We start from the raw sequence: 9,244 nt of genomic DNA, 5'->3' as shown, positions 1-9,244 counted from the left end.
GCGCGGGCGGCCGCGCCCGCGCGGGCGCGCCCGCCGCGCCGGCGGGGCGGGGGGGGGCGGGGCGCGCCGGGGGCCCGGCCCCCCCCCCCCCCACGGCCGGGCCGGGCCACGGCGGCCCGCGCGGCGGCGGGGGCCGAGCGGGCGGTGGCGCTGGCGTGGTTCGAGGCCGAGCGGCGCAACCTGGTCGCCGCCGTGCACCAGGCGGCCCGCCTCGGCCTGCACCGCACCTGCTGGGAGCTGGCGGACGCGCTGTTCGACTTCCAGGAGTTCCGCCGCTACAGCGAGGACAACATCGCCGTCCACCAGGCGGGCCTGCACGCCGCCCGCACGGAGGAGGACTGGGCGGCCGCCGCCGTCATGCTGCACAACCTGGCGGTGGCGCACTTCGAGGCGGGCGGCTCCGTCCAGGCGATCGGGTACGGGGAGGACGCGCGGCGCGCGTTCCGGACGGTCGAGCCGCCCGACCGGTACGGCGAGGCGGCCGCGCTCGCCACGCTCGCCGACGTGCACGTGGCGCTCGGCCGCTACCTCACCGCGATCGAGCACGCGCGCCGGTCGCTGGACATCCACCGCGAGATGGACGACCGCGGCGGCCTCGCCAAGGACCACGACACGCTCGCCCGCGCCCGGCTCGGGCTCGGCGACTACGAGATCGCGCTCGACCACGCGGGGGAGGCGCTGGAGGTGCGCCGCCGGATCGGCGACCAGCCCGGGGTTGCGGAGACGCTGCTGACGCTCGCGCAGGTGCACCGCCGCCTCGGGAACGTCCACGAGGCGGTCTCGCACGCGCTGGAGGCGCTCTACATCCGCCAGGACATGGCGGACGGGCACGGCGCGGCCCAGGCGCTCACCGAACTGGCCCGGATGAACGCCGCGCTGGGACTGCGCGAGATGGCGCTGCGGGACGCCGAACAAGCACTGCGCACGTACCAGGCGTTGGGCGCCCGTCACGGGGAGGCGCGCGCGCTGACCACCCTGGGCATGCTGATGTGCGACGCGGCCCGGTACCCGGAGGCGTTCACCTACTGCGGGCAGGCGCTGCGCCTGCACCGCGACACCGGCGACCGGCACGGCGAGGCCGAGACCGTCGCGCAGATCGGCATCGTCCACTGGCGGCTCGGCCGCTACCGCGAGGCCCGCGAGCAGCTACTGCGCGCCCTGGAGATCCGCCGGGAGATCGGCGACCAGCACGGCGAGGCGCACGACCTGGAGCACCTGTCGGTGGTCATGCGCCGCCTCGGCCGCCCTCAGGAGGCGTTCGTCCTCGGGCTGGAGGCGCTCGACCTGTGGCACGGGCTCGGCGCGCAGAGCGGACTGGCCGGGACCCTCGGCAGCCTCGCCCGCACCTACCTTCGGCTCGGCCTGCCCGAGGACGCCGAGCGCGCCGCCGCCCAGGCGCTGCGGATCAGGCGGGCCGGTGGCGACTGGTACGGCATGGGCGTCGGCATGGACACCTTCGCCGCCGTCCTGCGCCGCAGCGGGCGCCCCGAAGAGGCGCTGGAGATGGAGCTGGAGGCGCTGCGCGTCCTCGGCGAGGTCGGCGACCGGCACAGCGAGGCGACCGCGCTGGTCCATCTCGCCGCCATCCACCTGGACCTCGGCCGGGCCGCCGAGGCCCGCGCCACCGGGGCGCGGGCGCTGCGGGCCGCCACCGAGGTCGGCGACGCCCGCGAGCAGGCGTACGCGCTGCACGCGATGGCCCGCGCGTGCCGGCTGCTCGGCGAGCACGCCGACGCCTGCGAGCATTTCGAGGCCGAGATCGCGATCCGCCGCGACATGGACGATCATGGTGGCCGGCGGGCCGCGCTCGAACTGCAGGCGCAGTCGCGGCGGGCGCTCGGCGACGAGGCCGGCGCGGCGGACTGCGCCCGGCGGATCGTGGCGCTGGACAAGTGGCTCGCCTCGGACAGGTCGCTTGACATGTGACGAACTACGCGGTCCATCGGCGTGCCGCCGCGTTCACTGGACACGGGCGCCCCGTGAGGCGAGACCTCGCGGCGGGGAGCCCCGCCCGGTTCCGCGAGGAGGCGAGATGGCATCCGCACCGTTCTGGGACGCGCTGCCGGCGGCGGCGCGGGAGGCGCTGCGCCGCACCGGCGCCCCCGCCGTGATCCGGCCCGGGGCCTTCCTGACGCGCGAGCACACCCGCGCGTCGCAGGTCTTCGTGCTGCGCACCGGCGCGGTGAAGGTGTGGGCGGACCGGGACGGCGAGATCGCGATCCTCGACGTGCTCGGGCCCGGCGACCTCGTCGGCGAGATGGAGGCGGCGGACGGCGGCGTCCGGCACGCCAACGTCGAGGCGCTCACCCGCGTCGAGGCGCTGGTGCTGCCCGCCGACCGGTTCCGCGGCGTGCTGGACGCCCACCCCGGGTCGGCGTGGGCCGTCGCCGCGGTCCTCGCCGAACGGCTCCGCGACGCCAACGAGCTGCGCATGGCGCACTTCCCCGACGAGGCCGAGCGGCGGCTCGCGAGCCGGCTGCTGCGGCTGGCCGCCCGGTTCGGGACGCCGCTGAAGGAGGAGCGCGCCGACGGCGTCGCCGCGCCGGACGACGCCGTCCGGATCGAGGTGCCGGTCTCCCAGCAGGACCTCGGCCGCTGGGCGGGGATGGGCCGCCGCAAGGTCGCGCAGCTCCTCGCCTCCGACCCGCTGCGCGGCGGTGTGGCCGTCGCGCGCGGCACGATCATCGTCCGCTCGGTGGCCGTGCTGCGCCTCCTGGCGGGCGGGGACGACCCGGGCTAGCGGGAGCCCGGCCTGGTCAGAGCCCGGACGGTCAGAACCCGGACGGCCGGTGCGGCCACGGCGGCGGGACGGGCACCGGCCCGTCGGGGCGCAGCGTCACGCCCGCGCCGTCCGAGCGGCCGCTCAGCCAGCCCAGCAGTGCGCGTCCTGACCCGGACGCCTCCGGCCCGCCCGCCGTCCAGCCGAGGCCGGCGGACTCGCCCGAGTCGGTCGCGGTGATCCGGTACCCGGCCAACTCGCCCCACTGCCCCGCCGGCAGCGCGGCGAGGTCGGTGAGCGTGCTGGTCAGCGCCCACCGCACGTACGGCTCGGGCCAGTCGGCGGGCCCGTACCCGGCGGCGAGGTCGGTGTGGTGCGCCTCCACCTCGTGCCAGCGGCGCAGCACCGTGTACCAGGCGGGGTGCTTCCAGCCCGCCATCGCCGCGACGGGAGCGTTCCACGCCTCGTCCGGCATAGTGCGGACCTGCTCGGCGAACCGCGCCGCCGTGGCCCGCACGTCGTCGGCCAGCTCGCGGGCGCTGCGAACCGCGCCCGCCTCGATGTCGGCGACGCGGCTCTCAAAGCTCGGGTACTGCGGGATCACCGTGCCGGTCCGCGCCCACTCCAGCAGGTTCCACAGCGAGTCCGCGTTGCGGGCGATGTGCGTCGCGACGTGCCCGCGGGTCCAGCCCGGCAGCGCCGACGGCGCTCGCAGCTCGTGCTCGGTGAGTCCGGCGACGCGCTCCGCCACCCGCTCCGCGCCCGCGTCCGCCTCGCCGATCGCCAACCGCCAGGTCTCCACCGCGTTCCCCATGCCGGCACCCCCGTCTCCGTCGGAGGCTTCATCCTGGCGCAGCCGCCGCGCCCGCACCAGGCGGCCCGCGGCGCCCGGCCGTGCGTTTCTGCTCACTCCGGCGCCGTTCCGGTACCACAATGTGGATCATGGAATACCCCATCTGCGCCACCTGCGGCGTCCAGTACGGCGAGCCGCGTCCCGACTGCCCCATCTGCGAGGACGAGCGGCAGTACGTCGGCTGGGAGGGCCAGCGCTGGACGAGCCTGGAGGAGCTGCGCGCCGCCGGCCATCGCGGCCGCGTCGAGGAGGAGGGCCTGGACGTCGTCGGCATCGGCACCGAGCCGTCCATCGCCATCGGCCAGCGGGCGCTGCTGCTGCGCGCCCCGACCGGCAACGTCCTGTGGGACATGGTCACCCACATCGACGACCAGCTGATCCGCGAGGTCGACGACATGGGCGGCATCACCGCGATCGCGATCAGCCACCCGCACTACTACGGCACGATGATCGAGTGGGCGCACGCGTTCGACGCGCCCGTCTACATCCACGAGGCCGACCGCCGGTGGGTGGCCCGCCCCGACGCGTCCGTCGTCTTCTGGGAGGGCGACACCTTCGAGCTGGCCGACGGCCTCACGCTGATCAACGCGGGCGTCCACTTCGACGGCGGCCAGGTGCTGCACTGGCGCGACGCCCGCGCGCTGTTCTCCGGCGACATCCTCCAGGTCGTCAACGACCGGGACTGGGTCAGCTTCATGTACAGCTACCCGAACTACATCCCCGAGCGGCCCCGGACGGTGCGGCGCGCGCTGCGGCTGCTGGAGCCCTACGAGTTCGACCGCGTCTACGGCGCCTGGTGGCGGAAGATCGTCTATACCGACGGCAAGGACGCCGTGCGCCGCTCGGCCGACCGCTACCTGTCGTTCGCGCTGGACGACGAGTAGCCCGCGCGGCGGGTCACCCGGCGAGCGCCTCGGTGATCGCCGCGCGGTCCTGGTACTCGCGCCAGTGCACGATGCGCCCGTCCCGCGCCCGCAGGACCACGGCGAAGGCGGCCGACGCGCGGCGGCCGCTCCCGGGCACCGACGCCACCAGCGCGTACTCGGCGACGATCACCTCGGGATCGGCGGTCTCGTGGATCACGACGTCCCGGAACTCCTCGAAGGCGATGGGCAGCGCCTCGCGGCCCTGCCGGACCATGGCCGTGACCGCGGCGCGGCCCTCGATCCGCCTGGCGTGGCCGGCCGGCGCGAACGGCATCTCGATCGCGACGTCCTCGGCGAGCATCTCCTCGGCGAACCCGCCCTCGCCGGCGAGGACGTTGTGCTGGAAGCGCGCGAACAGCTCGCGCGGCGTCCGGTCGGGCATGCGGCATCCCCTTCGGAGCGGACTAACATGAGTGGGAACTCACATTGCAAAATATGAGTCGCGACTCATCTTGTCAATGGACGGACGGATGACCCCGGACAAGCCCCTGCGCGCCGACGCCCGGCGCAACCGCGCCCGCATCCTCGCCGCCGCCGAGGAGGTGTTCACCGAGCACGGCGCCGCCGCCTCCACCGAGGAGGTCGCCGCCCGCGCGGGCGTGGCCGTCGGCACCGTCTTCCGGCACTTCCCGACCAAGCGCGACCTGCTCGCGGCGATCATGAAGGAGCTCCGGCAGCGGCTCATCGACCGCGCCGCCGCCCTCGCCGCGGACGGCGATCCCGCCACCGCCTTCTACGACTACGTCACGTTCCTCGTCGACAGTTCGGCGAACATCGGCCCTGTCGTCGGCCTGCTCGCCGAGGAGGGCACCGAGATCGAGCCCGGCGACCAGATCATGGCGCTCGCCGACGCCTTCGGCGCCCTCCTGGAGGCCGGCCGGCGCGCCGGGACGGTCCGCGCCGACGCCCGGCTCGACGAGGTCATGGCCCTCGTCGCCGCCACCGGCCACGGGGCCGTCGCCGGCGGCTGGTCCGATGACCTGCGGCGCCGCACCGTCGCCCTGGTCAAGGACGCCCTCCGGCCCCGGTAGGCGGGTTGCGGTGGCGGGGGGCGTTCGAACACGTGTACGGTGCCAGAGTGCCGCCGGGACCGTCCGGGGACGGGCGGGGCGCGGCACGAAATGCGGCGGCGACCGCCGCTGTTAACGACTCGGGGGATTCTGTCGGACCCCCTGGCTAGCCTGGAGAGCGCCCGTCTCTCCCCATCACCGCGCCCAGAAGAGGAACCGGAAGTACGCCGTGCATGACCGACTCATCGTGCGTGGAGCACGCGAGCACAACCTGAAGGACGTCTCGCTCGACCTGCCGCGGGACGCCATGATCGTGTTCACCGGTCTGTCGGGGTCCGGGAAGTCCAGCCTGGCGTTCGACACGATCTTCGCCGAGGGGCAGCGCCGGTACGTCGAGTCGCTGTCGGCCTACGCCCGGCAGTTCCTCGGGCAGATGGACAAGCCCGACGTCGACTTCATCGAGGGCCTGTCCCCGGCGGTGTCGATCGACCAGAAGTCGACCAGCAAGAACCCCCGGTCGACGGTCGGGACGATCACCGAGGTCTACGACTACCTGCGGCTGCTGTACGCCCGGATCGGGCACCCGCACTGCCCCGAATGCGGCCGGCCGATCAGCCGGCAGGCGCCGCAGCAGATCGTCGACCGGGTGCTGGAACTGGAGGCCGGCACCCGGTTCCAGGTGCTGGCGCCGGTCATCCGCGGCCGCAAGGGCGAGTACCTCGAGCTGTTCCGCGAGCTGCAGTCCAAGGGCTATTCGCGGGCGCTGGTCGACGGCGCGATGATCCGGCTGGACGAGCCGCCGAAGCTGAAGAAGCAGGAGAAGCACGACATCTCCGTCGTGGTCGACCGGCTCTCGGTGAAGGACACCGCGCGGCAGCGGCTCGCCGACTCGGTGGAGACCGCGCTCGGCCTCGCGGGCGGGACGATCGTCCTCGACTTCGTCGACCTCCCCGAGGACGACGAGAACCGCACCCGGATGTACTCCGAGCACCTGTACTGCCCGTACGACGACCTGTCGTTCGAGGAGCTGGAGCCGCGGTCGTTCTCGTTCAACTCGCCGTACGGCGCCTGCCCCGACTGCACCGGTCTCGGCACCCGCATGGAGGTCGACCCCGAGCTGGTCATCCCCGACGGTGAGCTGACGCTCGGCGAGGGCGCGATCCAGCCGTGGTCGGGCGGGCACGTGAGCGACTACTTCCTGCGCCTGCTGTCCGCGCTGGGCGACGCCATGGGCTTCGACCTGAACACTCCGTGGGAGAAGCTGCCCGCCAAGGCGCGCAAGGCGATCCTCAACGGGCACGAGACGCAGGTCCACGTCCGGTACAAGAACCGGTACGGCCGGACGCGCTCGTACTACACCGCCTACGAGGGCGTGATCCCGTACATCCAGCGGCGGCACGCCGAGTCCGAGAGCGACTCCAGCCGGGAGCGTTTCGAGGGCTACATGCGCGAGATCCCGTGCCCGACCTGCGAGGGCGCCCGGCTGAAGCCGGTCGTGCTGGCGGTCACCATGGGCGGGATGTCGATCGCCGAGGTCGCGGCCATGCCGATCGGCGAGGCCGCGAAGTTCCTGCTGGCGATGGAGCTGAACGAGCGCGAGAAGCACATCGCCGAGCGGGTGCTGAAGGAGATCAACGCCCGGCTCGGGTTCCTGCTGGACGTCGGGCTCGACTACCTCACGCTCGACCGCGCGTCCGCGACGCTCGCGGGCGGCGAGGCGCAGCGCATCCGGCTCGCGACGCAGATCGGGTCCGGCCTGGTCGGCGTGCTGTACGTGCTGGACGAACCGTCGATCGGCCTGCACCAGCGCGACAACCACCGGCTGCTGGAGACGCTGATCCGGCTCCGCGACATGGGCAACACCCTGATCGTCGTCGAGCACGACGAGGACACCATCGCCGCCGCCGACTGGGTGGTCGACATCGGCCCGCGCGCCGGCGAGCACGGCGGCGAGATCGTCGTGTCCGGCACGGTCGACGAGCTGCTGAAGTCCGAGCGCTCGCTGACGGGCGCGTACCTGTCGGGCCGCCGGTCGATCGAGGTGCCGGAGATCCGCCGGCCGCGCACCCGGGGCCGCGAGGTCACCGTGAAGGGCGCGCAGCAGAACAACCTGCGCAACGTGGACGTGGCGTTCCCGCTCGGCGTGCTGACCGCGGTGACGGGCGTGTCCGGGTCCGGCAAGTCGACGCTGGTCAACGACATCCTGTACAACTCGCTGGCCAAGCAGCTGAACGGCGCGAAGACCGTCCCCGGCAAGCACAAGCGGGTCAACGGCGTCGACCAGCTCGACAAGGTCGTGCACGTCGACCAGTCGCCGATCGGGCGGACGCCGCGCTCCAACCCGGCGACCTACACCGGCGTGTTCGACCACATCCGCAAGCTGTTCGCGCAGACCACCGAGGCGAAGGTGCGCGGCTACCAGCCGGGCCGGTTCTCCTTCAACGTCAAGGGCGGCCGCTGCGAGAACTGCTCCGGCGACGGCACCATCAAGATCGAGATGAACTTCCTGCCGGACGTCTACGTCCCGTGCGAGGTGTGCCACGGCGCCCGCTACAACCGCGAGACGCTCGAGGTCCACTACAAGGGCAAGACGATCTCCGAGGTGCTCGACATGCCGATCGAGCAGGCCACCGAGTTCTTCGAGCCGATCAAGGCGATCCACCGGCACCTGAAGACGCTGAACGACGTCGGCCTCGGCTACGTCCGGCTGGGCCAGCCCGCGCCGACGCTGTCGGGCGGCGAGGCGCAGCGCGTCAAGCTGGCCGCCGAACTGCAGAAGCGCTCCACCGGCCGGACGATCTACGTGCTGGACGAGCCGACCACCGGCCTGCACTTCGAGGACATCCGCAAGCTCCTCGGCGTGCTGAACGGCCTGGTCGACAAGGGCAACACGGTGATCGTCATCGAGCACAACCTGGACGTGATCAAGACCGCGGACTGGATCGTCGACATGGGCCCGGAGGGCGGGTCGCGCGGCGGCACCGTCGTCGCCACCGGCACCCCGGAGGACGTGGCGAAGGTCGAGGGCAGCCACACCGGCCAGTTCCTCGCCAAGATCCTCGGCTGACCCCGCGCCGTCCCGCCGGGGCCGTCCCGCCGGGGCCGTCCCGCCGGGGCCGTCCCGCCGGGGCCGTGCGCTCCGGCGGCCCGGCCCGGGTTCGGCCGCGCCGGTGGGTCGGTGCGGGGCGCGCCGCGCCGTCCAGGATCATGGGGGCATGACCAACGAAGTGACGCCCGGAGCCCCGCGCGACGACGCGGGGTCCGCCGGGGCGGCGGGAGTCGGCCGCCGGACGGTGCTGTGCGGCGCGGGCGCGGCGGGCGCGGCGCTGCTCGCCGCCGGCTGCGCGACGAACCAGAACAAGGAGCCGAAGGACCTCGGCGGCAAGGAGGTCGCGAAGGCGGCCGACATCCCGGTGGGCGGCGGCAAGACCTTCGCCGACACCAAGGTGGTCGTGACGCAGCCGCAGCAGGGCGCGTTCAAGGCGTTCACCGCGATCTGCACGCACCAGGGCTGCCTGGTGAACAAGGTGGCCGGCGGGGTGATCAAGTGCCCCTGCCACGGCAGCGAATTCAAGATCACCGATGGTTCCGTCGCGCACGGCCCGGCGTCGCGGCCGCTGAAGGAGTACCCGGTGCAGGTGAAGAACGGCGGCATCGTCATCAGCTGACCGGCGCCGCCGGCCCGCCGCGGAGATCATCCGTTTTGGTTCGGATTTGAACCGACGCCGCTCCCGCT

The 9,244-nt window shown here is 73.5% G+C and carries 8 protein-coding genes; 6 read left to right on the top strand and 2 right to left on the bottom strand.

The genetic code is table 11. The features are described 5' to 3' along the window. The first annotated feature begins 144 nt into the window (after positions 1–144). Complete coding sequence (locus AB0C78_RS45685) at positions 145–1,926, top strand: tetratricopeptide repeat protein (RefSeq protein ID WP_360761067.1); 1,782 nt, start codon at positions 145–147, stop codon at positions 1,924–1,926. Between the two features lie 106 nt (positions 1,927–2,032). Beyond that, positions 2,033–2,740, top strand: coding sequence for a Crp/Fnr family transcriptional regulator (locus AB0C78_RS45680; RefSeq protein WP_360761065.1), 708 nt, complete (start codon positions 2,033–2,035; stop codon positions 2,738–2,740). 31 nt (positions 2,741–2,771) lie between these two features. Here the strand turns inward: AB0C78_RS45680 and AB0C78_RS45675 are convergent, their stop codons facing one another. Continuing rightward, complete coding sequence (locus tag AB0C78_RS45675; RefSeq protein WP_360761063.1) at positions 2,772–3,533, bottom strand: maleylpyruvate isomerase family mycothiol-dependent enzyme; 762 nt, start codon at positions 3,531–3,533, stop codon at positions 2,772–2,774. 128 nt (positions 3,534–3,661) lie between these two features. Here AB0C78_RS45675 and AB0C78_RS45670 point away from each other — a divergent pair, with 128 nt between their 5' ends. Continuing rightward, entirely contained in the window at positions 3,662–4,456 is a 795-nt protein-coding gene (locus AB0C78_RS45670; protein ID WP_360761062.1) for an MBL fold metallo-hydrolase, read from the top strand. 13 nt (positions 4,457–4,469) lie between these two features. Here AB0C78_RS45670 and AB0C78_RS45665 read toward each other — a convergent pair whose 3' ends face one another. Further along, positions 4,470–4,880, bottom strand: a complete 411-nt coding sequence (locus tag AB0C78_RS45665; protein ID WP_360761060.1) for a nuclear transport factor 2 family protein — start codon at positions 4,878–4,880, stop codon at positions 4,470–4,472. A gap of 88 nt (positions 4,881–4,968) precedes the next feature. Between AB0C78_RS45665 and AB0C78_RS45660 the strand changes: the two genes are divergently transcribed. From AB0C78_RS45660 to AB0C78_RS45650, 3 genes are all read left to right on the top strand, one after another. Further along, positions 4,969–5,529 (top strand): helix-turn-helix domain-containing protein, encoded by a 561-nt coding sequence (locus tag AB0C78_RS45660; RefSeq protein WP_360761058.1) that lies wholly within the window; start codon positions 4,969–4,971, stop codon positions 5,527–5,529. Positions 5,530–5,737: 208 nt separating this feature from the next. After that, complete coding sequence (gene uvrA / locus AB0C78_RS45655) at positions 5,738–8,575, top strand: excinuclease ABC subunit UvrA (RefSeq protein WP_360761056.1); 2,838 nt, start codon at positions 5,738–5,740, stop codon at positions 8,573–8,575. Between the two features lie 148 nt (positions 8,576–8,723). Then, complete coding sequence (locus AB0C78_RS45650) at positions 8,724–9,176, top strand: Rieske (2Fe-2S) protein (protein WP_360761054.1); 453 nt, start codon at positions 8,724–8,726, stop codon at positions 9,174–9,176. Positions 9,177–9,244 lie beyond the last annotated feature (68 nt).

The sequence above is a fragment of the Actinomadura sp. NPDC048394 genome (assembly GCF_040651755.1).
In the GTDB taxonomy this organism is placed as follows: Bacteria; Actinomycetota; Actinomycetes; order Streptosporangiales; family Streptosporangiaceae; genus Spirillospora; species Spirillospora montaniterrae.
This window is presented reverse-complemented; position numbering and strand designations above follow the sequence as displayed.